This is a genomic window from Aestuariivirga sp., assembly GCF_020252395.1.
In the GTDB taxonomy this organism is placed as follows: domain Bacteria; phylum Pseudomonadota; class Alphaproteobacteria; order Rhizobiales; family Aestuariivirgaceae; genus Aestuariivirga.
On the sequence record NZ_JADCDB010000001.1, the window covers coordinates 80994 to 103850 of the forward strand.

Here is a 22857-nt window from a genome sequence, read left to right on the forward strand (position 1 = left end):
GTGATCCGTCAGTGCAGGTTCGGCGTTGCGCCCTGGCCCTTTTCGTCGATCATGTGGCCGGTCCTGAACCGGTCGAGACGATAGGCGGCGTTAAGCTTGTGGGGTTCGTCCCTGGCAATGGTGTAGGCGAAGCACCAGCCGGAGGCGGGGGTTGCCTTGAAGCCGCCATAGCACCAGCCGGCGTTGAGATAGAGGCCCTGGATATGGGTCTTGTCGATGATGGGCGAACCGTCCATCGACATGTCCATGATGCCGCCCCAGGACCTGAGCACGCGCACGCGCGCGAGCGAGGGGATCATGGCAACGCCGGCCTCGATCACATGCTCCACCATCGGCAGGTTGCCGCGGCGGGCATAGGAATTATAGCCATCGATGTCGCCGCCGAAGACGAGGCCGCCCTTGTCCGACTGAGAAACATAGAAATGGCCGGCGCCGAAGGTGACGACGCCGTCGATATAGGGCTTGAGTCCTTCCGAGACGAAGGCCTGCAGCACGTGGCTTTCCATGGGAAGGCGCATGCCGGCCATCTTGGCCGTCTCGGAGGAATTGCCCGCCGTGGCCAGTCCGAGCTTCTTGCACTTGATGAAGCCCTTGTTGGTGTCAACGCCGGCGACCTTGCCGTTCTCGACGTTGATGCCCTTCACCTCGCAGTGCTGGATGATATCGACGCCGCGGCTGTCGGCGCCGCGGGCGAATCCCCAGGCCACCGCGTCATGGCGCACCGTGCCGCCACGGCGCTGCAGGAGGCCGCCCTTGATGGGGAAGCGGGCATTGTCATAGTCGAAGAAGGGATACATCTCGCGCACCGCTTCGCGGTCAAGGAGTTCGGCATCGACGCCATCGATGCGCATCGCGTTGCCGCGGCGCGCGAAGGCGTCGCGCTGTGCGTCCGTGTGGCAGAGGTTGAGCACGCCGCGCTGCGAGACCATGGCGTTGAAGTTGAAGTCCTGCTCGAGATTCTCCCACAGCTTCATCGACCATTCATAGAACGGGTTGTTGCCGGGCAGCATGTAGTTGGAACGGATGATGGTGGTGTTGCGGCCGATATTGCCGGAGCCGAGCCAGCCCTTCTCCAGCACCGCGATGTTCCTGAGTCCGTGTTCCTTGGCGAGATAATAGGCCGTCGCCAGGCCGTGGCCGCCGCCGCCGGCGATGACAATGTCATATTCCTTCTTCGGCTCGGGCTGGCGCCAGGCGGGCTCCCAGTTCTTGTGGCCGGAGAGGGTGTTCTTGATGAGCGAGAATACGTTGTAACGCATGCGCTGGTCCTGGAAGATGAGGTTTCCTGTGTAGCGCCGGAGGGGTGGCCACGTCTTGCGGGAAAAAGCCATTTCCTGATAGATTTGCGCCATGCCTGAGACGCCACAGACGGTCGGCCTGCTGCTCATTCCGAGCTTCGCGCTGATGTCCTATGCGTCCGTCGTGGAGCCGCTCAGGGCCGCCAACCTGCTGGCTGGGAAGGAGCTTTACCGCTGGATCCACATCTCGCCAGGGCCTGCGACCGTAACCGCCTCCTGCGGGGCCACGGTGCCCTGCCCGGTGAAGGCGGGGGACGCGGTGAAGCTCGACCTGCTGCTGGTCTGCGCCGGCGGCAACCCGACGGCCTTCAAGGACCGCGTCACGCTGCAGTGGCTCAAGACGCTGGCGGCACGCGGCCTGCGCATCGGGGGCGTGTCCGGCGGGCCGGTGATCCTGGCGCGTGCCGGCATCATGGACGGCTATCACATGACGGTGCACTGGGAGCATGCACCTGCAGTGGCCGAAGGCTTCCCCAACATCATGCTGACGCGCTCCATATACATCGTCGACCGCAACCGCCTGACCTGTGCGGGCGGCACCGCACCGCTCGACATGATGCATGCGCTGATCGCCGAGCGGCACGGGCCGGAACTGGCGCGGCGGGTGTCCGACTGGTTCATGCACACCGACATCCGCCCGGCGCAGTCAGCGCAGCGGGCTTCGCTGACCGAGCGCTATGGCGTGCATGACGATCGCCTTACCGCTGCACTCGAGCTTATGGAAAGCCACCCGGGCGAGCCCCTGAAAAGGAGCGAGACGGCGCGGCGCATCGGGCTGTCCACGCGCCAGGTCGACCGGCTGTTTTCCGGGAAGCTGGGCTCCAGCTATGCCGCGCACTACCGCCGGATCCGGCTCGAGCGGGCACGCGACCTGCTGCGCCAGTCTGCCGTGCCGATCACCGAAATCGCGCTGGGCTGCGGCTTTTCGAGCGCCAGTCATTTCAGCCGGGCGTATCGCGAGGCGTTCGGCGTGACGCCGGCCTCGGAAAGAAAATAGCTCACTCCTCAATGCCGTCATCCCGGCGAAAGCCGGGATCCAGCTTTCCGCGTGGCCAATGCCCAAAGCTGGGCCCCGGCTTTCGCCGGGGTGACGGACATGAGGGGTTGGTGTGTCATCAAGCAAAAACCCGGCGCAGTCGCCTGCACCGGGTTTCCATGTTCCCTCTCTGACGCGGGGTCAGCAGTCGAGCGTGGTGTCGCGCTCCCACTGCGTCAGGTGGCGGCAGTAGTTATTCCACTCATTGTGCTTGAGCTTGAGGTAGCCCCTGGAGACTTCGTGGCCGAGCATCTCCTGCAGATAGCTGTCCTGCTCGAAGTTCCTGAGCGCGTCCAGCAGGTTCAGCGGCAGCTTCTTGGCGTGCTTGATGGTGTGGCCCTCGGCATACATGTCGATGTCGAGGCGCTTGCCCGGGTCCATCTGCTTTTCCACGCCATGCATGCCGGCGACCAGGATGGAGGCCAGCAGCAAATAGGGGTTGGCGGAGCAATCCGGCAAGCGGTACTCCGCCCGGCCCGAGTCGGGAATACGGACCATGTGGGTGCGGTTGTTGCCGCCATAGGTGATCGAAGACGGCGACCACGTGGCGCCCGAGATGGTGCGCGGCGCGTTGATGCGCTTGTAAGAGTTCACCGTCGGGTTGGTGATGGCGCACATGGCGGACGCATGGTGCATCAGGCCGCCCAGGAAGTGATAGCCGAGCTTGGAAACGCCGAGCTCGCCCTTCGGGTCCTCGAACAGGTTCTTCTTGCCGTCCTTCGTCCACACGGAGAGATGCACATGGCAGCCGTTGCCAGTGAGGTTGATGAAGGGCTTTGGCATGAAGGTGGCGCGCAGGCCATGCTTCTCGGCGATCGACTTCACCATGAACTTGAAGAAGGCCACCTGGTCGGCGGTGGTGAGCGCATCCGAGAAGTTCCAGTTGATTTCGAACTGGCCGTTCGCATCCTCATGGTCGTTCTGGTAGGGGCCCCAGCCGAGCTGCGTCATCGTCGTGCAGATTTCCGAGATGACGTCGAGGCGGCGCATGATGGCCGACTGATCGTAGCAGGGCTTCTCCGCGGTATCGCGATTGTCGGAAACGGCCGAGCCATCGGCATTGATCAGGTGGAATTCGGGCTCGACGCCGGCCATCAGCTTCATGTTCTTCTTGGCGTAGTGCTCGCTGAGCTTCCGCAGCACGACGCGCGGCGCCTGGGCGAGCGGCTCGCCGTTCATCCAGGGTTCGCCTGCAACCCACGCCACTTCGGGGCGCCACGGCAGCGGGATGATGGAGCTGGTGTCGGGCATCACCAGAATATCGGGGTGGGCGGGCGTCTGGTCGAGCCACGTCGCGAAGCCCGCAAAACCCGCGCCGGCCTTCTGCATCTTGGCCGCGGCTTCCGCCGGAACGAGCTTGGCGCGCTGCACGCCGAAGAGGTCGGTGAAATTGAAGAGGAAGAATTTGATGCCGTTTTTCTTGGCATATGCGGCGAGATCGCCCATGATCCGTATCACTCCCGTATCGTCTTGTTGGTCTTGTTTTGAAGATCCCGGCATCCTTACTCAGGAAGCCGGGGATTGTCATCAGGTACGATGCTAATATCCGGCGCGCCCCGGAATCCAGCTTGTTCCTGCAAGGGGGACTTGCGCCATCGCCGCGGCTTCCACCGTCAGTGCACAGAGGTCCTCGGGTTCGAGGTTGTGAAGGTGGCTCTTGCCGCAGGCGCGCGCCACGGTCTGGGCTTCGAGTGTCATGACCTTGAGGTAGTTCGAAAGCCGGCGGCCTGCCTTCACGGGATCGAGCCTGGCGGCGAGAACCGGATCCTGCGTGGTGATGCCCGCCGGGTCGCGGCCTTCGTGCCAGTCGTCATAGGCGCCCGCCGTGGTGCCGAGCGCCCTATATTCCTCCTCGAGGTGCGGATCGTTGTCGCCGAGCGCAACGAGCGCCGCGGTGCCGATGGCCACCGCATCGGCCCCCAGCGCCAGCGCCTTGGCCACATCGGCGCCTGACCGGATGCCGCCCGAAACGATGAGCTGCACCTTGCGATGCATTCCTAAATCCTGAAGCGCCTTCACTGCAGGGCGGATGCAGGCGAGGATGGGCAGGCCCACATGTTCGATGAACACCTCCTGCGTTGCGGCCGTGCCGCCCTGCATGCCATCGAGCACCACGACGTCGGCGCCCGCCTTCACGGCAAGCGCCACGTCGTAGTAGGGCCTGGTGCCGCCGATCTTCACATAGATCGGCTTTTCCCATGAGGTGATTTCGCGCAGCTCATGAATCTTGATCTCGAGGTCGTCAGGCCCCGTCCAGTCCGGATGGCGGCAGGCGGAGCGCTGGTCGATGCCCTTGGGCAGGCAGCGCATGGCGGCCACGCGATCGGAAATCTTCTGGCCCAGAAGCATGCCGCCACCGCCGGGCTTCGCACCCTGGCCAACCACCACTTCAATGGCATCGGCCTTGCGCAGGTCATCAGGGTTCATGCCATAGCGCGATGGGAGATACTGGTAGACGAGATGGCGCGACTGGCCGCGCTCCTCCGGCGTCATGCCGCCGTCGCCGGTGGTGGTGGAAGTTCCGGCCATCGAGGCGCCGCGGCCGAGCGCTTCCTTGGCCTGGGCGGAAAGCGAGCCGAAGCTCATGCCGGCGATGGTGATGGGGATCTTGAGTTCCAGCGGCTTCTTGGCGAAGCGCGTGCCGAGCACAACATCGGTGCCGCACTTTTCGCGGTAGCCTTCGAGCGGATAGCGCGAGATCGAGGCGCCGAGGAAGAGCAAATCATCGAAATGCGGCAGCTTGCGCTTGGCGCCCGCACCGCGGATGTCATAGATGCCGGTGGTGGCGGCGCGGCGGATTTCCGCCAGCGTGTAATCGTCGAAGGTGGCGGACTTGCGGGGCGGGGTGCGTGGAACGTTGGTGTCCATGGTCTTCTCGTTCCTCAGTAGGCGTCGGCGTGATCGACGTTGAAGTTGTAAAGTTTGCGGGCGGACCCGTAGCGGCGGAAGGCTTCGGGACGGTGCTTCATCCTGGCGCGATCGAGAAGCCTGGCGAGGTCTTCCAGATGTTCCTGGCGCATTTCCTTCTCGATGCAGTCGGAGCCGAGGTTGACGGCGCGGCCCCTCACATAGAGGCGCGCCTCGTAAATGGAGTCGCCCAGCGCTTCGCCCGCATCGCCGCAGACCACGAGATTGCCGCGCTGGGCCATGAAGGCCGACATGTGGCCGACGGAGCCGCCCACCACGATGTCCACGCCCTTCATCGAGATGCCGCAGCGCGATGACGCATCGCCCTCGATGACGAGGAGGCCGCCATTGGCCGTGGCGCCGGCTGATTCAGAGGCATTGCCCTTCACCCAGACAACACCCGACATCATGTTCTCGGCAACGCCGACACCGGCATGACCGTGAATGGTGATCTCGGCCTCCTTGTTCATGCCGCCGCAGTAGAAGCCGACGTGGCCCATGATGTCGATCATCAGCGGCCCATCCACACCGCAGGCGATGGCATGCTGGCCCATCGGGTTCCTGATCACCCAGTGGCGCTCGTTCGAGTCTTTCGGGATGTTGTAGAGCTTCTGGTTGATGCCGGTGACGCCAATGGCCTTCAGGTCGAGTTCGTGCATTCTGCTTTCCGTCCCATGGTGGTCCCGTCCCTGTTGTCATGTTGAGCGGGGCGGGATGAGTTGAAGGACGCCGGAGCCCCGCGGGGTATAGGAAGCCCCCGGCGAAGTTCACTGTCACGTCAGGCGTTGCCGCCCCAGGTATAGATGGTTGCGGGCTCGGGCTCCCAGATGCGGGCCGTGTCCGCACCCGGAAGATGCGCGATCGCGCGCCACTCGGTGGCCATGGCCACCCAGTCATCCGTCTCCGCCATCACCGCGTGCTTGCAGGCGATCGGGTCACGCACCACGGCAAAGCCATCCGCCGTGCCGACGAGGAAGGTGTAGAAGCCGTCGAGGTCCTTGAGGCCGTCTTCGAGCGCCTGCTTGAGGGTGGCGCCGCCGCGCAGCTTCCAGGTCATATAGGCGGCGGCCACCTCCGAGTCGTTCTCGGTTTGAAACTCCATCCCCTCGCGTTTCAGGTTCTCGCGCAGGCGATTGTGGTTGGACAGCGAGCCGTTGTGAACGAGGCAGAGGTCAGCGCCCGTGGCGAAGGGATGCGAGCCAGCGGTGGTGACGGCACTTTCGGTCGCCATGCGGGTGTGGCCGATGATGTGGGTGCCGGTCGCACTGCCGAGATTGAAGCGGTCATAGACCTTCTCCGGCAGGCCGGTTTCCTTGAAGATCTCGACGGTATGGCCGGAGCCCACCACGCGCACGCCGGGCGCATTGGCCTTGAGCCACTTCACCACGTCCTCTTCCTTGCCATCGGTGACGAGGATGCAGTGGGTGCCGGTCTGGTGGATTGCCGCCTCGCAGTTCAGCGCCTCTTCGAGGGCGCCCTCGACGTGGCGCCAATTGAAGGCCTTGTCGTCGTGGGCGAGCGAGAATTTCACCTCGTTGTCCTTGACCGGGTTGCGGTAGACGGCGACTCCGGCGGAGTCCGGCCCGCGGGCGGTCATCTCGATGAGCATGGGCTTGAACATCGCGCCCAGCTGCGGCTGCAGCCTGGGGTTCTTCAGGTAGAGTCCGACAATGCCACACACGGCCCGTTCTCCTCCAGCAAAGGCGTGCTCAAGAAATTAGCAGAGCCGGAGTCATAACTCAACTAGAAGGAAATTTTATTTCATGCGAGGAATGCGCCCCGGCATGCGCCTATTGCGGGCCAACCGGGTCAAGGAAGCCCGCCGGGCAACCGGGAGCAACCGGTTTCGCCGCCAGAATCAGGTCCGAAAGCTTTGATCCACCTGGGATATCGCCCTTCAAGCCAATGGTGAGTTCGGCAATCAGGCGGCGGTCGCCGTCATCCCTGCAGGCCAACCGCACGCGGTTGCCCGCGCCGGCACCGAAGCCCTGGTCGAAGGCGGCGCGGATGTCATTCGCGGTCACTCGCCGGCCGATGTTGCGGCGGAAGACGTCAGCCACGGGCGAGGCGTTGATCTCCTTCATCAGGCGGAAGGAGTCGCGGAAGTAGGCTTCGGCATCGGCCGGGTAGCAGCTGCCGTGCTTGGCCCATTCATGGCGCTCCAGCATCGACTGCGAGCCCGGCATCATTTGCTCCAAGTCAGCCCGGGTGGAGAGGCTGAGTTCGACCGGCGGAATGTCATGCCAACGCCCGCCCTCTCCCGCGGCACGCACCGCCGGAGAGAGGTTGCAGTATGCGAGGCTCGACGGCTGCGGCCAGAGGCCATGCAGCGAGAGATAACTCGCGTCATAGCGCGCGGCCGTCTGGCGGCGGCATTCGCGCTTGCCGGGGTTCGCCTCGCAGAAAGCCGGTTGCCAACTCAGCGCCAGCACATAGGAAAGGGCGACGGGCTTCGGCTGCGCCGGTGCAGGCGCCGCCTGCTTTGCGGCGCCAGGCGCAACCTTGCCGCAGTCCGCCGCCACCCAGCGCTCCGGCGGCGTGGCGCCCGGGATTTCGATGCGGTAATGCGTCGGCTTCTTCTTGTTCTTCGCCAGCAGTTGGTAGCTCCTGCCCGGCGCGGTGGTCACATTGCCGGGGTTGGTGGCCCTGCGGATCGACAGCAGCGCCTCGCAGGAACGGCTGGCAACAAAGCTGCCATCCATCGGCTCGCTGGCGCGCGCCGGGGAGAAAAACGCCAGCAGCGCGAGTGCGGCGGCGGCGAGACGCGCGGGGAACTGCACGCTAGTCCTCGCGGCGATAGCTGATGACGGAGAGATAGCGGATCGGCAGCTTCTTCAGTTCCTCCGGGCCGTGCGGCGCCTCGGCGTCGAAGAACAACGCGTCACCCGGGTGCATATCATAAGTTTTCTCGCCATGGCGGTACACGACGTTGCCCTCCAGCATGTAGAGAAATTCGAGGCCGGCATGCTGGAAGGTGGGAAAGACGTCCGACTCATGCGTCAGCGTGATGAGATAGGGCTCCACCATGACCGGCCCGTGCGGGCTGTGGCCCAGAAGCTCATACTGATGGCCGGCGCGCGTGCCGCGGCGCTCAATGGTGAGGCCCTTGCCCGCCTTCACGAAAGTGGCATCGCGGATCTCTTCATAAGACTTGAAGAAGGCCGTGACCGGCACCTGCAGCGCCTTGCCCAGCGCCTGGAGGGAGGCGAGCGAGGGCGAGGTTGCCCCATTCTCGATCTTGGACAGCATGCCGGCGGACATGTCGGCCGCCTTGGCCAGTTCCGCGATGGTGAGACCCAGCTTTTCGCGGAATTCCTTCACCGCGCGGCCAATCGCCTGCTCCAGCAGCTTGCCCTGCGCCTCGCCGTGACCATGCGGGTCCTGGAAAGGCATGCCGGACTTCCGGGCCGGCCGTCGTCCGTTGCCTTTGTCCACGTCGTTTCCTCCCAGGAAAAACACTATAACGGACGCAAGGTGACCTCAAGGCCCGTTGCATCAACCGTAAATCGGATCATTCCTATCAGTCCAATGTTTAACTGCCGAACCACAAAGATTTGCCTATTTTTGTCCGTCGATCTGCGCTAGTTGATCCATGAGTCACCGCAGTCAAAGGTAATATCCTATCATGGACAGTCTCGCCCGATCATTTCTGAGCGAAATCGAGCGCTTTCTCGCGTCCGCTGGGGTAGAACCCACCGCGCTGGGCAAGCAGGCGCTGGGCGACCCCAATTTCGTCTTCGACCTGCGCAAGGGACGTTCCCCCTCCACCCGCACCATCGACAAGGTGCGGAGCTGGATGGCCCAGCAATCCGCCCCCGGCGGCGCGCCGAAATCCTTGCAGCGTGACGCAGCGGCGCTCACCCATCTCGAACGCCTCGAGGCCGAATCGATCCACATCATGCGCGAGGTGGCGGCGGAGTGCGAGAAGCCGGTGATGCTCTATTCGATCGGCAAGGATTCAGCCGTGATGCTGCATCTCGCCATCAAGGCCTTCCATCCCTCGAAGCCGCCCTTCCCGCTGCTCCACGTCGATACCGGCTGGAAGTTCCGCGACATGTATGCGATGCGCGCGGCCACCGCGAAGAAATATGACTGGGAGCTGATCGTCCACAAGAACCCGGAGGGTGTGGCCAAGAACGTCAACCCCTTCGACCATGGCTCGGCGCTGCACACCCAGATCATGAAGACCGATGGCCTCAAGCAGGCGCTGGACACATACGGCTTCGACGCGGCCTTCGGCGGCGCGCGGCGCGATGAAGAAAAGTCCCGCGCCAAGGAGCGCATCTTCTCCTTCCGTGACCAGCGACACCGCTGGGACCCCAAGAACCAGCGCCCGGAACTGTGGGACCTCTATAACGCGCGCAAGAACAAGGGTGAATCGATCCGCGTATTTCCACTTTCGAACTGGACCGAGCTCGACATCTGGCAATACATCCACCGCGAGTCGATCGACATCGTGCCGCTGTACTTCGCCGCGGAACGTCCCGTGGTGGAACGTGACGGCCAGCTGATCATGGTGGATGACGGGCGCATGCGCCTCAACCCCGGCGAGACGCCGCAGATGCGCCGCATAAGATTCCGCACGCTGGGCTGCTATCCGCTGACGGGGGCCATCGAGTCCAGCGCCACCTCGCTTCTCGATATCGTGGAGGAAATGCTCGTGGCCACCTCCTCCGAGCGCCAGGGCCGGGTCATCGACAAGGATGCGTCTGCCTCCATGGAAAAGAAGAAGCAGGAAGGATATTTCTGATGACGCGCTTCATCGAATTCGCCGGCGGCGACGTCGAGGCCTATCTCCACGCCCAGGAACAGAAGGATCTCCTCCGCTTCATCACCTGCGGCTCGGTCGATGACGGCAAGTCCACGCTCATTGGACGCCTTCTCTATGAAGCCAAGATGCTGTTCGAGGATCAGCTGACCGCACTCGAAGCGGACTCGAAGAAGATGGGCACGCAGGGCGGCAACCTCGATTTCGCGCTGCTGGTCGATGGGCTCGCCGCCGAGCGCGAACAGGGCATCACCATCGACGTAGCCTACCGCGCCTTTACCACCGGCAAGCGCAAGTTCATCGTCGCCGACACGCCAGGCCATGAGCAATACACCCGCAACATGGCGACGGGCGCATCGACCGCCGATCTCGCCATCATCCTGATGGATGCGCGGAAAGGCGTGCTCACCCAGACTCGCCGCCACACCTTCATCTGCACGCTGCTGGGCATCAAGCACCTGGTCGCCGCCGTCAACAAAATGGACCTGATGGACTTTGACCAGGCCGTCTTCAAGCGCATCGAGGAAGATTATCGCGCCTTCGCCAAATCGCTCGGCGCGGACGAGATCACGGTGATCCCGGTCTCGGCGCTGCTCGGCGACAACATGATCACCCGCTCCACCACCATGCCCTGGTACCACGGCCCCACGCTGATGGCGCATCTCGAAACCGTGCCGGTGGGAGACGACCTGGCGGAGAAGCCCTTCCGCCTCCCCGTGCAGTGGGTGAACCGCCCGAACCAGAATTTCCGCGGCTTCTCCGGCACCATCGTGTCCGGAACGGTGAAGCCCGGCGATGCCATCAAGGTGCTACCCTCCGGCCGCGCGTCAAGCGTCGAACGAATCGTCACCTATGACGGCGACCTCGAAGAGGGTGTGGCCGGCCAGTCGCTGACCGTCACCTTGAAGGACGAGATCGACATCAGCCGCGGCGACGTCATTTGCACGGCCAATGATCCGGCCGAGGTCTCGGACCAGTTCGAGGTCGAGATCCTGTGGATGTCGGATGAGCCGATGCTTCCCGGAAGGCCCTATCTCTTCAAATCCTCGGCCAAGACCGTGCCCGGCACGCTGGAGGAGCTGAAATACAAGGTCAACGTCAACACCATGGAGCACGTGGCGGCGAAGACGCTGGCCTTGAACGAGATCGGCGTGTGCAACCTGGAGCTCGACAGCCAGATCGCCTTCGCGCCTTACGCCGAGAACCGCCACCTCGGCTCCTTCATCATCATCGACCGCTTTTCCAACAATACAGTGGGCATGGGGCTGATCCGCTTCGCGCTCCGCCGCGCTGGGAACATCCATTGGCAGGCGGTGGACGTGAACAAGCAGGCGCGCGCCGCGCTCACCGGGCAGAAGCCGGCGGTGCTGTGGTTCACGGGCCTTTCGGGTGCGGGCAAGTCGACCATCGCCAACCTGGTCGAAAAGCAGCTCCATGCCGCGGGCCATATGACCTACCTGCTCGACGGCGACAATGTCCGCCACGGCCTCAACCGCGATTTGGGCTTCACGGACGCCGACCGCGTCGAGAACATCCGCCGGGTGGGCGAAGTCGCGAAGCTGATGGTTGACGCGGGGCTCATCGTGCTCGTCTCCTTCATCTCGCCCTTCCGCTCCGAACGGCTGATGGCCCGCGAATTGCTGGAGGATGGCGAGTTCATCGAGATCTTCGTCGACACCGCCTTGGCCGAGGCCGAGAGGCGCGATGTGAAGGGCCTCTACGCCAAGGCGCGGCGCGGCGAGATCAAGCACTTCACCGGCATCTCCTCGCCCTATGAAGCGCCGGAGAAGCCGGAGCTCCGCGTCGACACCGCCAAGGTGACGGCGGAAGGCGCCGCCGACCTCGTGGTGCAATACCTGAGGGACAAGGGGCGGCTGGCGAAGTAGCAACGGCTCCTTCAGTCCGAACTCGTCATGGCCGGGTCAGACCCTGCCATATCGTTACCTGGCCGTCCCCGGAGAGGGTCTACCCCGGAGCATGATCCGCGAAAGCGAAATCCGCTTTCGCAACAAGATAGCGCGATGTGACCCCAGGAGCGCCTCCCACGGATGCAGCATCGTCGCGCGCACCAGCGCCTGCGGGCCAAGCGATGCTCTCTTCATGGCCTTCACACCGGCTTTCGCCGTGATGACGGCTCGCAGGAAAGGGCACGGCGCGGGACAGCAGTCTACTTGCAGCCGAGGTCGCCGAGCAACTCCGGCACCAGCTTTGCAAAGCGGCCCTGCTCGACGAGCGTGGCGATGGCCTCGGTGCCGGTGGCGAATTCACGGTCCTCGTCGCGCCTGGCGGACTTCGCCCGCACGATGGCATGCGCCTCCTCGATCGGCTGCGACGAGGCAAGCGGCCTGCGGAACTCGATGCCCTCGGCCGCCGCCATCAGTTCGATGGCGATGATGCGCGAGAGGTTGGCGTTCATCAGGCCAAGCCGCCTCGCGCCGTGGGTGGCCATGGAGACGTGGTCCTCCTGGTTGGCCGAGGTGGGCGCGGAGTCGACGGAGGCCGGGTGCGACATCTGCTTGTTCTCGCTCATCAGGGCGGCGGCCGTGCATTGCGGGATCATGAAGCCGGAGTTGAGGCCGGGGTTGCGGATGAGGAAGGGCGGCAGCAGCGAGATCGAGCTGTCGATCAGCGCCGCGATGCGCCGCTCGGAGAGCGAGCCCATCTCGGCCACGGCAAGAGCGATCATGTCAGCCGCGAAGGCCACCGGCTCTGCATGGAAGTTGCCGCCGGACAGCACCGCGCCATCCTCGGCGAAGACCAGCGGATTGTCGGACACCGCATTGGCCTCGATCACCAAGGTGCGCGCGGCATGGCTAAGAAGGTCGAGGCAGGCGCCCATCACCTGCGGCTGGCAGCGGAAGGAATAAGGGTCCTGCACGCGGTCATCGTTTTCGAGGTGCGAGGCGCGGATCTGGCTTCCGCTGAGCAGGCGGCGATAGTGAGACGCGGCCAGAACCTGCCCGGGGTGCGGGCGCAGCGCATGGATGCGGGGGTCGAAAGGCGTGTCGGAGCCCATGACGGCATCGACCGACATGGCGCCGGCGAGGATCGCAGCCTCGGCATTGCGTTCCGCTGCCACGAGGCCAAAGAGAGCCAGTGCGGTCGAAACCTGCGTGCCATTGAGCAGCGCCAGGCCCTCCTTGGGGCCGAGCGCCACCGGTGCGACTCCAGCTGCCTTCAGCGCCTCCGCACCCGAGACGCGCGCGCCCTTCACCAGCGCCTCGCCCTCGCCGATGAGCACGAGGCTCATATGCGCCAAGGGTGCGAGATCGCCCGAGGCGCCGACGGAGCCCTGCCCCGGAATGATTGGCAGCACGTCGGCGTTGATCAGCGCGGCGAGTGCCTCCATGGCGGCGAGCGAGATGCCGGAGGCGCCCTGGCTCAACGCGTTGAGCTTCATCAGCAGGATCAGCCGGGTAACGCCTTCACTCAAGGGCGCGCCCACGCCCGCCGCATGCGAGCGCACGATGTTGATCTGCAGCTTGTCGAGGTCCTGTGCGGCGATGCGCGTCTTGGCCAGCTTGCCGAAACCGGTGTTGACGCCATAGATCGCATCCCCCGTGGCGAGCAGCCGCTTCACCGTCCCGGCGGAGCGGATGATGCGGGCCCGCGCCCCTTCGGAAAGCTCCACCTCGATCGGCCCGGCAAGTGCCGCGCGGATGCCGGAAAGGTCCAGCGGGCGGTCTCCGATGGCGATCATGTGTCGAGCCTCCGTAAGGCGCGGCGGAAGTTCCGCGCGATCTGTTCTTCATGGATGTGATGGCGGTCCTGCACGACATGCCTGCCGCCGACGATCACGTCTCTCACCAGCGCATTGCCACCGGAGAAGATCCAGGTGTCGAGTGCGGCATCCTCGTGCCGCCCCGCCAGCAGCGGATGACCGGCGTCGAGGACCGTGATGTCCGCCCGGCATCCCGGCGCGATGGCGCCGACCGGCTGACGCATGGAGCGCGCACCGCCCTTGAGCGCGGCTTCATAGAGGGTGCGCCCGGTGGACCGGCCCGGCCCGCCCGCCAGCGCATTGCGGGTCAAGTCGCGCAGGCGCTGGGAATATTCCAGCATGCGCAGGTCTTCCGCGGGCGAGACGGTGATGTGGCTGTCGGAGCCGATGGCGATGGCCCCAGCCTCGGCCATGAACTGGGTGGCCGGGAAGATGCCGTCGCCGAGATTGGCCTCCGTCGTCGGGCACAGCCCGGCAATGGCGCCGGAGCGGGCCAGCGCCGCCGTCTCGGCCGGGGTCATGTGGGTGGCATGGATGGCCGTCCAGCGGCCGGAGAGGTCGAAGCTCTTCATCAGCAGTTCAACCGGGCGGCGGCCGCAGAAGGCGATGCAGTCCTCCACCTCCTTCACTTGCTCGGCGACATGGACGTGGATCGGGGCATCGGCGGCAAGCCCGGCGATCACCTCGCGCAGCAAGTCCGGCGTCACCGCCCGCAGCGAATGGGGCGAGATGCCAACGCGCTGGAGGGAGTTGCTTGCAACTTGTATAGACAGGTGGTCGACGATCTTCAGGAATCGCTCGGCGCGGTTCAGGAAGCGGCGCTGGCCGGGCGCCGGATCCTGCCCGCCGAAGCCGCCGAAGGCATAGAGCGTGGGCAGGATGGTGATGCCGATCCCCGCATGCTGCGCTGCAGCAAGACAGCGGAGGCTCATCTCCGCCGGGTCGGCATAGGGCGTGCCGTCCGGGGCATGGTGCAGGTACTGGAACTCGCCCACCACCGAGAAACCCGACTTCAGCATCTCGACATAAAGCTGCGCCGCAACGGCCTCGAGATCGTCCGGCGAGAGCCTGAGCGCGAAGCCATACATGGCCTCCCGCCAAGTCCAGAAACTGTCCGCCCCCGGCCCGGCCCGCTCCGCAAGGCCGAGCATGAAGCGCTGGTGGGCGTGGGAATGAACGTTGGGCATGGCCGGAACGGCGATGCCGGGAATGGGCTCGCCGCCCGCACCCGCGCCAATGGCTGCGATGATGCCTGCGCTGTCGATGACGACCGTGACGTCCCGCTGCCATCCGGTGGGCGTAAGCAGGCTGTCGAAGTGAAATTTCCGGCTTTCCATGACGCGGACTATACTGTATATACAACCTTATACAAGAGGCTTCATCATGCTGCTCACAAACCTCACGGCCGCCACGATGCGCGACGGTTATGGCCTGATCGAGGATGCCGCGATCCTGATCGAGGGCAGCCGCATCGCCTGGGTGGGCCCCCGCGCCGATGCCCCCTCGGGCCACGACACGACCGACTGCGCGGGGCGCCTCGCCACCCCCGGCCTGATCGATTGCCACACCCACCTCGTCTATGGCGGCAGCCGGGCGCATGAGTTCGAGCAGCGACTCACCGGGGTCTCCTATGCCGAAATCGCCAAGGCCGGCGGCGGCATCGCCTCGACCGTTCGCATGACGCGCGCTGAGTCGGAGGCCGACCTCGCCGCGTCAGCGCTGCGCCGCCTCGACAGCCTGCTGGCCGAGGGCGTCACCACCATCGAGGTCAAGTCCGGCTACGGCCTCGACCGCGACACCGAGATGAAGATGCTGAAGGTCGCCCGCGAGCTCTCGCAGTGGCGGCCTGTCGACGTGGTCACGACCTATCTCGGCGCCCATGCCCTGCCGCCGGAGTTCAAGGACAACCGGGCTGGCTACCTCGACCTCGTGTGCGGCCAAGTCATGCCCGCCGTGGCCCAGGCCAGGCTCGCCGACGCTGTGGACGCCTTCTGCGAGGGGATCGCCTTCTCGGTGGCCGAGACCCGCCGGGTCTTCGAGGTGGCGAAATCCCTGGGACTCCCCGTCAAGCTCCACGCCGAGCAGCTCTCCAACCTTGGAGGCTCGGCGCTCGCCGCCGAATTCGGCGCCCTCTCGGTGGACCACATCGAATATCTCGACCAGGCGGGGGTGGACGCCATCGCCGCCTCCGGCACCGTGGCCGTGCTGCTGCCCGGCGCCTTTTATTACCTGCGGGAGAAGCAGGCTCCGCCCGTCGCCGCGCTGCGCAAGGCGGGCGTGCCCATGGCGGTGGCAACCGACCTCAATCCCGGAACCTCGCCCGTCCACTCGATCCTCACCGCCATGAACATGGCCTGCGTGCTCTTCGGCCTCACGCCGGAGGAAGCGCTGCGCGGCGTCACCGACAACGCCGCCAAGGCGCTCGGACTCTATGACCGGGGCCTGCTCACCCCCGGCATGCGGGCCGACATCGCGCTGTGGAACGCCCAGCGGCCGGGCGAGCTCGCCTATCCGCTGGGCTTCAACCCGCTGGCCGCCGTCATCCACGATGGCAAATTGGCGCGGGGCATCCTCTGATGAGCGGCGCGCAGCCGCTCTACGCCAAGGTCAAGGAGCATATCCTCGACAACATCCGCTCCGGCGCCTGGGAGGCGGGCCGCCGCGTGCCCTCTGAGAACGAGCTGGTGGAAAGCTTCCGGATAAGCCGCATGACGGCCAACCGCGCCTTGCGCGAGCTGACGGCGGAAGGCTTCCTCAGCCGCGTGCCCGGTGTCGGCACCTTCGTGAAGGAGTCGCCTGCCCTCTCCAGCCTTATGGAGCTGCGCAACATCGCCGGGGAGATCGCCCAGCGCGGCCACCGCTATTCCTCGCGCATGATCCGCAAGGGCGTGAGCGACTCCAACCCGGCGCTGGCCGAGGAGTTTGAGGACCGCAGCCTCAAGCAGCTCTTCCACATCGTCATCGTGCATGAGGAGAATGGCGTTCCCGTCCAACTCGAAGACCGTTACGTGAACCCCGCCGTGGCGCCGGATTTCCTCGACCACGACTTCACCGAAACGACACCCACCGCCGTGCTGCTCGCCGCAACACCGGTGGATGAACTGGAACACACGGTGGAAGCAAAACTTCCGACAACCGAACAGCAACGGCTGCTCGGAATTGCAACACTCGAACCATGCCTCGCGCTCTACCGCCGCTCGTGGAGCCGCGGCAAGGTCGCGACCGCCGTCACCCTCACCTATCCCGCCAGCCGCTACGCGCTGTACAGCCGCCACCGCACCAACGCGCGCGGCGCCTTCTCGCAATAGGAGCTTTCCCATGACCACCCGCCGCGATAACACCCGCGTCATCAAATCCCCCACCGGCGCCACGCTTTCCTGCAAGTCATGGCTCACCGAAGCGCCGCTGCGCATGCTGATGAACAACCTCGATCCTGGCGTGGCCGAACGCCCCGAGGAGCTCGTGGTCTATGGCGGCATAGGACGTGCCGCCCGCAACTGGGAAGCCTTCGACAAGATCGTGGCGGGCCTCCGCTCGCTGGAAGAGGACGAGACGCTGCTTGTCCAGTCCGGCAAGCCCGTCGGCATCTTCCGCACCCACAAGGATGCGCCGCGCGTGCTGATCGCCAATTCCAATCTCGTGCCGCACTGGGGCACCTGGGACCATTTCAACGAGCTCGATAAGAAGGGCCTGATGATGTACGGCCAGATGACGGCCGGCTCGTGGATTTACATCGGCACACAAGGAATCGTGCAGGGCACCTACGAAACCTTCGCCGAAGTGGGCCGCAAGCACTATGGCGGCAACCTCAAGGGCAAGTGGTTCCTCACCGCGGGCCTCGGCGGCATGGGCGGCGCGCAGCCGCTCGCCGCCACCATGGCCGGCGCCTCAATGGTCGCCATCGAATGCCAGCCCTCGCGCATCGAAATGCGCTTGAGGACACGCTACCTCGACACCAAGGCGAACACGATCGATGAAGCCTTGGAAATCATCGTCCGCTCGCACAAGCAGGGCAAGCCGATCAGCGTCGGCCTGCACGGCAATGCGGCCGAGCTGCTGCCGGAATTCGTCAAGCGCGGCATCCGCCCCGATGCGCTGACCGACCAGACCTCGGCGCATGACCCGATCAACGGTTACCTTCCCGCCGGCTGGACGCTGGCCGAATGGGAAGAGAAGCGCGTCTCGGACCCGCGGGCCGTCAAGGCTGCCGCCATGGCCTCGATGAAAAGCCATGTCGAAGCCATGCTCGACTACTGGCACATGGGCGTTCCCACCCTCGACTACGGCAACAACATCCGCCAGATGGCGCTTGAAAAGGGCCTGAAAAACGCCTTCGAATTCCCCGGCTTCGTGCCCGCCTACATCCGCCCGCTGTTCTGCCGCGGCATCGGCCCGTTCCGCTGGGCTGCCCTCTCGGGCAACCCCGAGGACATCTACAAGACCGACCAGCGCGTGAAGGAACTCATCCCGGATGATCCGCACCTCCACAACTGGCTGGACATGGCGCGCGAGCGGATTGCCTTCCAGGGCCTGCCCGCCCGCATCTGCTGGGTGGGCCTCGGCCAGCGCCACCGGCTTGGCATGGCCTTCAACGAAATGGTCAGGAACGGCGAGCTCGAGGCGCCCATCGTCATCGGCCGTGATCACCTCGACTCAGGTTCCGTCGCCTCGCCCAACCGCGAGACGGAAGGCATGATCGATGGCTCGGATGCCGTCTCCGACTGGCCGCTGCTCAACGCACTGCTCAACACCGCGAGCGGCGCCACCTGGGTATCGCTGCACCATGGCGGCGGCGTCGGCATTGGTTACTCGCAACATGCCGGCGTGGTGATCGTCGCCGACGGCACGGACGACGCCAAGCGCCGCCTCGAGCGCGTGTTGTGGAACGACCCTGGCACGGGCGTCATGCGCCACGCCGATGCAGGTTACGAGATCGCGGTGGAGTGCGCCAAGGAACAGGGGCTGAAGCTGCCGGGCATCACCGTGTAGTTGGCGTCAGGGCGTCACCCGCACCACCCGCCCCATCGGGGCGTCTTCATCCGTCAGCATGTAGAGGTAACCATCCGGCCCCTGCCGAACGTCGCGGAAGCGGGCAAAACCCTCAAACAGCTTTTCCTCCTCCACCACCTTGCCATCCTTCAGGACGAGGCGCGCGAGGTGCTTCAGCGCCAGTGCGCCGACGAAGAGATTTTCCTTCCATTGCGGATATCTGCCGCCGGTGTAGAACACCATGCCCGAGGGCCCGATGGAGGGTGTCCAGACATGCACAGGCTGCTCCATGCCGTCCTTCTCGGTAAGCCCCTCGCCGATGGGCTCGCCTGAGTATTCGCGGCTGTAGGTGATGACGGGCCAGCCGTAATTCTTGCCGGCCTCGGGATGATTGAGTTCGTCGCCGCCCTTGGCGCCATGTTCGGTTGTCCACAAATGGCCGGTGTCTGGATGGATGGCCGCGCCCTGCAGGTTGCGGTGGCCGATGGACCAGATCTCAGGCAACCAGCCTTCGACCTTGGGGTTATCCGGCGGGATGCCGCCATCCTCGGTGATGCGGATGACCTTGCCGATGTGATTGTCAGTCTGCTGCACCAGCGGGCGCAGGTTCAGCCGGTCGCCAGTTGTCACAAACAGCGCGCCCGTCCTGTCGAAAGCAAGGCGCGAACCAAAATGGGCGCCCCCTTCATAGGCTGGCTGCTCACGGAAGATGACCTTTACGTCATTGAGACTGCGAAGGTCCTCCGACAGGCGCCCACGCATCACGCTGGTGCCGTTCTTGCCCGCGTCGCGCGGCTCCGCAAAGGAAAGGAACACGAGCCGCGTCTGCACGAAATTGGGGTGAAGTGCGATGTCGAGGAGCCCGCCCTGACCCACGGCGGCAACCTGCGGCAAGCCGGAGACCGGCCCGGAGAGCTTTCGATCCATGCCAATGGTGCGGAGGTTCCCGGCGCGTTCGGTGACGAGGATCGTCCCATCCGGCAGGAAGGCCAAGGACCAGGGATGGTCGAGGCCATCCGCCACGGTCTCCAGCATATCGTTCGAGCCGGCACACGCGCTCATGGACGTAAGCGAAACGGCCAACAGGCTCGTGACAACGGTACGGCGATCAATCATCTGGCACCCGGTTTGACAGGACAGCACATTTCCTTACGCACAGGGCGAAATCATGGATGCTATGTGGCCAAAGCTGCGAGCCCGGCTCTCAAATGCGTGATCTCGTCGTCATTGATGCCATGCGAAGCGCCCGGATAGATGCGCTCCCAGACCGCCGCTCCCATGCGGGTGAAGACCTGCGTCGTCTCCTTCACGCGGGCGAGCGGAATGTGCGGGTCTTGATCGGAGCAACCGAGGAAGATAGTGGCGCCCGCCAGCGACCCCACATAATCGCGCGGCGCGCCCGGCGGGCCGATGGCCCCGCCACTCAGCACGCCCACGAAGCCATAGGCTCGCGGATTGCGCAGCACGGTCTCGCTCGTCAGGCAAGCGCCCTGACTGAAGCCAACGACGGCAAGCTTCCCGGGCGCAATCCCGGCCTCCAGAATATCCGCGATGATCCCCGCAACACGATCAAGCGCGCGCGACAGAGAGGGCTCGTTCGCGGCGGTGGGCGCCATGAAGCTCTGGGGGTACCAGGTATAGCCATCGGCCTGAGGCGCCAGGTAGCAGAGATCCGGCATTGCCACGACGTCGGCCAGTGGCAGCATGCTCTCGGCGCTGGCGCCACGGCCGTGGATGAGCAGCACCACGCCCTTGGCGCGCGATGGCGGGGCGCCGGCGCGGGCCAGCGCGTGGCGTTCGATCACGGCGTCGAGCGTGTTGCTCATGAGAGGCGCCTTCCAATGGCGTGCAGCGCCGTCTGCGTTGCGATGTTGAAGGGCGTCGAGAGGAAGTCCGGCCAGCTCGACAACTTGGCCGCCACCATCCCATAATCCCAGTTCACATAGATCATCTGGCCGAACACGCCACGCGCATAGATCGCGCGTGACCGCGGGTCCTCGATCCACCATTTGTTGCGGTAGGAGCCTTCCGGCAGCGATGGCGATGGCGGGGCGGCGGGATCATGGATGCCGCTGCGCGCCGCCTCCACCCATTCCGGCGGAACGATGCCGCCGCCGTTCTGCAGGTAGAGCAACCCGACGCGGGCATAATCGCGCAGGCAGGCGTTGAAGCCGCCATCGGCCAGCGAGCTTCCCACCGCATCGACGGTGAAGCTGGCGCTCTGCTCCGCGCCCATGGGCTGCCAGAGTTGCTCCGACACGATGTCATAAAGGCGCTTGCCCGTGGCGCGCTCCATGCAGAAGCCGAGCACTTCCGTTTCGATCGAGCGGTAGGAGAAGCGTTCGCCGTGGCGGCATTCGAGCTTGCCCAGCCCCAGCACCTGCTCGAAGACGTGGCGCGGCCAGCGGAAGTTGGGGTCCGTTCCCGGCGGGATTGGCTTCCAGCCGGCGGAGACATCGAGCTGGCCGATATCGGAATAGGGATCGGTATAAGTTTCGTCGAAGGTGACACCGCTCCGCATGTCCAGCACATGTTGGACTGCCGCGCCGCGATACGCGGTGTCGTTGAGCTCTGGGATATATTGCGTCACGGGGGCATTCACGTCGAGCAGGCCTTTGCCGGCCAGCACGCCAGCCGCTGCAGCGGTAACGGACTTCGCCACCGACTGCGACAGGTGCAGGGTGCGCGGCGTCATGCCGTTGAAGTAGCGCTCATAGACGACAGCGTTGTCTTTCAGGACGATAAAACCATCCGTATACGTCTCATCGAGAAGCCCTGCGAGCGTGGTGGCGGCCCCCTCGACGGAGGTGACGGGCAGCTGGTCAAGGTCCTGCTCCTTGCGCGGCAGCGATCGCACCGGCGCATCGCCGCGCCAGACCTCCGCGGTGGGCAGGATCTGCCGGATATTCTGGAAGCTCCAGCGGTTCCACGGCGGCCGGTCCCAGTCCATGCGTGGCGGCGCCAGCTGCGGGGGCGAGCCCTGCATGATGGCCAAGCGCGGGCCGGAATTGCGGTAGGAGGTCATGATCAGGCGCTTCCCAAGAAAAGAAGCCCCGGCTCTTGCCCGCCGGGGCTTCCGGGCGGCCCGCGCTTACTTCAGCACTTCCGTCCATATCTTGGTGTAGATGTCCGTCACCTCTGGCGGGCAGGGCTTCAGGAACCGGCCGGCCGCCTCGAGGTCCTTGGGAACGATGAGTTCGGGCGCGTCCTTCATGTCGGCCGGCATGAACTTGTCGGAGCCCTTGATGCCATTGGCATAGCGGGCAAAGCTCGAGATCATGGCCGCATTCTCGGGGTCCATGATGAAATTGAGGAACAGCTTGGCGTTCTCGACGTTCTTGGCGTCCTTGAGGATGGCGGCGCTGTCCATGAAGTAGGGGAAGCCTTCCTTCGGATAGCCGAACTTCACCGCCGGGTTCTGAGCGCGGGCGCGCATGGCTGCGCCGTTCCAGTAATAGGCGGCAGCGAAGTCGCGGCTGGCGAACTTCTCGATCACGCCATAGTCCATCGCGATCCATTTCGGCTTGGCCTCGACGAGCTTGTCGCGCACCTTCTTCAGCACTTCCTTGTCGGCGGTGCACCACTCGCCGCCCACATAACGGATTGTGGCGTACATCACGTCGTTCATTTCGGGCGCGACGTTGATCTTGCCGACCAGCTCGGCCGGCGGATCCAGGAAGATCGACGACGTGTTCACGTCGCCCTTGTAGACAGAGGTATCGACGATGATGCCCGTGAGGCCCCACTGCCACGGCACGGAGTAGTGGCGGCCGGGATCCCAGTCGACGTTGACCCAGCGCTCGTCGACGTTCTTGAAATTCTCCATCTGGTCGGGCCGCGACTCGAGGAGAAGGCCTTCCTTGATCCAGATCGGCATGTAGTTGGCGGAGGGCACCACGATATCGAAGCCGTGGCCGCCGGCGCGCACCTTGGCGAGCGCCGTGTCGTTCGCGTCGTAATCGGTGATGGTCACCTTGACCTTGTACTTGTCCTCGAACTTCTTGATCATGTCGGGGCTCGTGTAGTTGCCCCAATTGAAGATGTTGAGTTCGCCATCGGCGTGGGCTGCGCCCGCGCCCACGAGCATGGCAAGCCCGGCGAGGGCGGCGGTGAGTTTGAACTTCATTTCATTTCACTC

Annotated in this window: 19 protein-coding genes; 6 read left to right on the forward strand and 13 right to left on the reverse strand. The window is 64.8% G+C overall.

Translation table 11 applies throughout. The features are described 5' to 3' along the window. Positions 1-8 precede the first annotated feature (8 nt). Entirely contained in the window at positions 9-1259 is a 1251-nt protein-coding gene (locus tag IOC82_RS00385) for a sarcosine oxidase subunit beta family protein (RefSeq protein ID WP_290544359.1), read from the reverse strand. 91 nt (positions 1260-1350) lie between these two features. Between IOC82_RS00385 and IOC82_RS00390 the strand changes: the two genes are divergently transcribed. Then, complete coding sequence (locus IOC82_RS00390; protein ID WP_290544186.1) at positions 1351-2295, forward strand: GlxA family transcriptional regulator; 945 nt, start codon at positions 1351-1353, stop codon at positions 2293-2295. 180 nt (positions 2296-2475) lie between these two features. Here IOC82_RS00390 and glnT read toward each other — a convergent pair whose 3' ends face one another. The 6 genes from glnT to IOC82_RS00420 form a co-directional block, all read right to left on the reverse strand. Beyond that, a complete protein-coding gene (gene glnT / locus IOC82_RS00395) occupies positions 2476-3783 on the reverse strand; it encodes a type III glutamate--ammonia ligase (RefSeq protein ID WP_290544360.1) in 1308 nt (435 codons plus the stop codon). Between the two features lie 90 nt (positions 3784-3873). Continuing rightward, complete coding sequence (locus IOC82_RS00400) at positions 3874-5202, reverse strand: FMN-binding glutamate synthase family protein (protein WP_290544187.1); 1329 nt, start codon at positions 5200-5202, stop codon at positions 3874-3876. Between the two features lie 14 nt (positions 5203-5216). After that, entirely contained in the window at positions 5217-5900 is a 684-nt protein-coding gene (locus IOC82_RS00405; protein ID WP_290544188.1) for a protein GlxC, read from the reverse strand. A gap of 119 nt (positions 5901-6019) precedes the next feature. Beyond that, entirely contained in the window at positions 6020-6922 is a 903-nt protein-coding gene (locus tag IOC82_RS00410; RefSeq protein WP_290544189.1) for a glutamine amidotransferase family protein, read from the reverse strand. 109 nt (positions 6923-7031) lie between these two features. Continuing rightward, complete coding sequence (locus IOC82_RS00415) at positions 7032-8021, reverse strand: ribonuclease (RefSeq protein ID WP_290544190.1); 990 nt, start codon at positions 8019-8021, stop codon at positions 7032-7034. Between the two features lies 1 nt (position 8022). After that, the gene (locus tag IOC82_RS00420; protein WP_366935622.1) at positions 8023-8634 is read right to left on the reverse strand and encodes an XRE family transcriptional regulator; all 612 of its coding nucleotides are present in this window, start codon (positions 8632-8634) and stop codon (positions 8023-8025) included. A gap of 403 nt (positions 8635-9037) precedes the next feature. On the opposite strand from IOC82_RS00420, the gene cysD reads away from it, so the two are divergent. Further along, positions 9038-9991 carry a sulfate adenylyltransferase subunit CysD gene (gene cysD / locus IOC82_RS00425; RefSeq protein WP_290544361.1) on the forward strand — a complete coding sequence of 318 codons (954 nt, stop codon included), beginning with the start codon at positions 9038-9040 and terminating at the stop codon, positions 9989-9991. Then, on the forward strand, positions 9991-11895 hold the full coding sequence (cysN, locus tag IOC82_RS00430; protein WP_290544192.1) for a sulfate adenylyltransferase subunit CysN: 1905 nt from the start codon (positions 9991-9993) through the stop codon (positions 11893-11895). The genes cysD and cysN overlap by 1 nt, the downstream gene beginning before the upstream one ends. A 281-nt stretch (positions 11896-12176) precedes the next feature. Here the strand turns inward: cysN and hutH are convergent, their stop codons facing one another. Both hutH and IOC82_RS00440 read right to left on the reverse strand, forming a co-directional pair. Next, complete coding sequence (hutH, locus tag IOC82_RS00435; protein WP_290544193.1) at positions 12177-13709, reverse strand: histidine ammonia-lyase; 1533 nt, start codon at positions 13707-13709, stop codon at positions 12177-12179. Then, positions 13706-15067, reverse strand: a complete 1362-nt coding sequence (locus IOC82_RS00440) for a formimidoylglutamate deiminase (RefSeq protein WP_290544194.1) — start codon at positions 15065-15067, stop codon at positions 13706-13708. The genes hutH and IOC82_RS00440 overlap by 4 nt, the downstream gene beginning before the upstream one ends. 46 nt (positions 15068-15113) lie before the next feature. Between IOC82_RS00440 and hutI the strand changes: the two genes are divergently transcribed. From hutI to hutU, 3 genes are read left to right on the forward strand one after another with little or no spacing between them, the layout of a single operon-like run. Beyond that, positions 15114-16307, forward strand: a complete 1194-nt coding sequence (gene hutI / locus IOC82_RS00445; protein ID WP_290544195.1) for an imidazolonepropionase — start codon at positions 15114-15116, stop codon at positions 16305-16307. Beyond that, on the forward strand, positions 16307-17038 hold the full coding sequence (hutC, locus tag IOC82_RS00450; protein ID WP_290544196.1) for a histidine utilization repressor: 732 nt from the start codon (positions 16307-16309) through the stop codon (positions 17036-17038). Before hutI ends, hutC begins: the two co-directional genes overlap by 1 nt. 10 nt (positions 17039-17048) lie before the next feature. Next, on the forward strand, positions 17049-18719 hold the full coding sequence (gene hutU, locus IOC82_RS00455) for a urocanate hydratase (RefSeq protein WP_290544197.1): 1671 nt from the start codon (positions 17049-17051) through the stop codon (positions 18717-18719). A gap of 6 nt (positions 18720-18725) precedes the next feature. On the opposite strand, the gene IOC82_RS00460 is transcribed toward hutU, so the two are convergent. The 4 genes from IOC82_RS00460 to IOC82_RS00475 form a co-directional block, all read right to left on the reverse strand. After that, positions 18726-19781, reverse strand: a complete 1056-nt coding sequence (locus IOC82_RS00460) for a PQQ-dependent sugar dehydrogenase (protein ID WP_290544198.1) — start codon at positions 19779-19781, stop codon at positions 18726-18728. Between the two features lie 113 nt (positions 19782-19894). Further along, entirely contained in the window at positions 19895-20545 is a 651-nt protein-coding gene (locus tag IOC82_RS00465) for a dienelactone hydrolase family protein (RefSeq protein ID WP_290544199.1), read from the reverse strand. Beyond that, complete coding sequence (locus IOC82_RS00470) at positions 20542-21744, reverse strand: serine hydrolase (protein WP_290544200.1); 1203 nt, start codon at positions 21742-21744, stop codon at positions 20542-20544. Before IOC82_RS00470 ends, IOC82_RS00465 begins: the two co-directional genes overlap by 4 nt. Positions 21745-21810: 66 nt before the next feature. Next, the gene (locus IOC82_RS00475; RefSeq protein WP_290544201.1) at positions 21811-22845 is read right to left on the reverse strand and encodes an extracellular solute-binding protein; all 1035 of its coding nucleotides are present in this window, start codon (positions 22843-22845) and stop codon (positions 21811-21813) included. Between the last annotated feature and the right edge of the window lie 12 nt (positions 22846-22857).

What these genes read in the sequence shown, in the direction of transcription:
- IOC82_RS00385 (WP_290544359.1), bottom strand. Translation starts at nt 1,259, where the DNA reads ATGCGTTACAACGTATTCTCGCTCATCAAGAACACCCTCTCCGGCCAC.
- IOC82_RS00390 (WP_290544186.1), top strand. Translation starts at nt 1,351, where the DNA reads ATGCCTGAGACGCCACAGACGGTCGGCCTGCTGCTCATTCCGAGCTTC.
- IOC82_RS00400 (WP_290544187.1), bottom strand. Translation starts at nt 5,202, where the DNA reads ATGGACACCAACGTTCCACGCACCCCGCCCCGCAAGTCCGCCACCTTC.
- IOC82_RS00405 (WP_290544188.1), bottom strand. Translation starts at nt 5,900, where the DNA reads ATGCACGAACTCGACCTGAAGGCCATTGGCGTCACCGGCATCAACCAG.
- IOC82_RS00420 (WP_366935622.1), bottom strand. Translation starts at nt 8,634, where the DNA reads ATGCCTTTCCAGGACCCGCATGGTCACGGCGAGGCGCAGGGCAAGCTG.
- cysD (WP_290544361.1), top strand. Translation starts at nt 9,038, where the DNA reads ATGGCCCAGCAATCCGCCCCCGGCGGCGCGCCGAAATCCTTGCAGCGT.
- cysN (WP_290544192.1), top strand. Translation starts at nt 9,991, where the DNA reads ATGACGCGCTTCATCGAATTCGCCGGCGGCGACGTCGAGGCCTATCTC.
- hutH (WP_290544193.1), bottom strand. Translation starts at nt 13,709, where the DNA reads ATGATCGCCATCGGAGACCGCCCGCTGGACCTTTCCGGCATCCGCGCG.
- IOC82_RS00440 (WP_290544194.1), bottom strand. Translation starts at nt 15,067, where the DNA reads ATGGAAAGCCGGAAATTTCACTTCGACAGCCTGCTTACGCCCACCGGA.
- hutI (WP_290544195.1), top strand. Translation starts at nt 15,114, where the DNA reads ATGCTGCTCACAAACCTCACGGCCGCCACGATGCGCGACGGTTATGGC.
- hutC (WP_290544196.1), top strand. Translation starts at nt 16,307, where the DNA reads ATGAGCGGCGCGCAGCCGCTCTACGCCAAGGTCAAGGAGCATATCCTC.
- hutU (WP_290544197.1), top strand. Translation starts at nt 17,049, where the DNA reads ATGACCACCCGCCGCGATAACACCCGCGTCATCAAATCCCCCACCGGC.
- IOC82_RS00460 (WP_290544198.1), bottom strand. Translation starts at nt 19,781, where the DNA reads ATGAGCGCGTGTGCCGGCTCGAACGATATGCTGGAGACCGTGGCGGAT.
- IOC82_RS00465 (WP_290544199.1), bottom strand. Translation starts at nt 20,545, where the DNA reads ATGAGCAACACGCTCGACGCCGTGATCGAACGCCACGCGCTGGCCCGC.
- IOC82_RS00470 (WP_290544200.1), bottom strand. Translation starts at nt 21,744, where the DNA reads ATGACCTCCTACCGCAATTCCGGCCCGCGCTTGGCCATCATGCAGGGC.
- IOC82_RS00475 (WP_290544201.1), bottom strand. Translation starts at nt 22,845, where the DNA reads ATGAAGTTCAAACTCACCGCCGCCCTCGCCGGGCTTGCCATGCTCGTG.